The organism is Lentzea sp. NBRC 105346, assembly GCF_030269605.1.
Classification (GTDB): Bacteria; Actinomycetota; Actinomycetes; order Mycobacteriales; family Pseudonocardiaceae; genus Lentzea.
Genome location: NZ_BSTQ01000042.1, coordinates 1 through 1,610 on the forward strand (window position 1 = coordinate 1; position 1,610 = coordinate 1,610).

Here is a 1,610-nt window from a genome sequence, read left to right on the forward strand (position 1 = left end):
TCATGGTCCCGAAGGACTTCCGACCGCGCTTCGGGCGGTTAGCATCACAAGGTTCGCCATGGGCGCGTTCACACGGGTACGGGAATATCAACCCGTTGTCCATCGACTACGCCTGTCGGCCTCGCCTTAGGTCCCGACTTACCCTGGGCGGATTAGCCTGGCCCAGGAACCCTTGGTCATCCGGCGGACGAGTTTCTCACTCGTCTTTCGCTACTCATGCCTGCATTCTCACTCGTATAGCCTCCACCACTGGATTCCTCCGCAGCTTCAATGGCTACACGACGCTCCCCTACCCATCCAGCTCTAAAGCTGAATGACACAGCTTCGGCGGTGTGCTTAAGCCCCGCTACATTGTCGGCGCAGGACCACTTGACCAGTGAGCTATTACGCACTCTTTAAAGGGTGGCTGCTTCTAAGCCAACCTCCTGGCTGTCTGTGCGACCCCACATCCTTTCCCACTTAGCACACACTTAGGGGCCTTAGCTGGCGTTCTGGGCTGTTTCCCTCTCGACTACGAAGCTTATCCCCCGCAGTCTCACTGCCGCACTCTCACACCACGGTATTCGGAGTTTGGTTGATTTCGGTAAGCTTGTGGGCCCCCTAGACCATCCAGTGCTCTACCCCCGCGGTGAAACATACGACGCTGCACCTAAATGCATTTCGGGGAGAACCAGCTATCACGGAGTTTGATTGGCCTTTCACCCCTAACCACAGCTCATCCCCCAGGTTTTCAACCCTGGTGGGTTCGGGCCTCCACGCGGTCTTACCCGCGCTTCACCCTGGCCATGGCTAGATCACTCCGCTTCGGGTCTAGACCATGCGACTAAACGCCCTATTCAGACTCGCTTTCGCTACGGCTACCCCACACGGGTTAACCTCGCCACACAGCACTAACTCGCAGGCTCATTCTTCAAAAGGCACGCCGTCACCCCAAAAGGCTCCGACGGATTGTAGGCACACGGTTTCAGGTACTATTTCACTCCCCTCCCGGGGTACTTTTCATCTTTCCCTCACGGTACTAGTCCGCTATCGGTCACCAGGGAGTATTTAGGCTTAGCGGGTGGTCCCGCCAGATTCACAGCGAATTCCACGAGTACGCTGCTACTTGGGAACACTCTAAGCAGACATCGAGTTTTCGAGTACGGGAGTTTCACCCTCTACGCTCACGCTTTCCAGACGTATTCCTCTAACCACAATGTTTTCTGACTGCTTGCCAGTCCGGCAGAACTGGCCAAGAGGTCCCACGACCCCACGAATGCAACCCCTGCCGGGTATCACACAGACGTGGTTTAGCCTCATCCGCTTTCGCTCGCCACTACTCACGGAATCACGGTTGTTTTCTCTTCCTACGGGTACTGAGATGTTTCACTTCCCCGCGTTCCCTCCACATACCCTATGTGTTCAGGTATGGGTGACCCCACATGACTGGGGCCGGGTTTCCCCATTCGGAAATTCTAGGATCTCAGCTCGGTTGACAGCTCCCCTAGACTTTTCGCAGTCTCCTACGTCCTTCATCGGCTCCTGGTGCCAAGACATCCACCGTATGCCCTTACTAACTTGCTACAAAGATGCTCGCATCCACTGTGCAGTTCTCAAAGAACGAACGGTAC

At 55.7% G+C, this 1,610-nt stretch carries 1 rRNA gene; it reads right to left on the bottom strand.

The annotated features are described in order from the left end of the window. A 23S ribosomal RNA gene (locus QSK35_RS42500) occupies positions 1-1,563 on the bottom strand; the annotation flags it as partial. Positions 1,564-1,610: the final 47 nt, after the last annotated feature.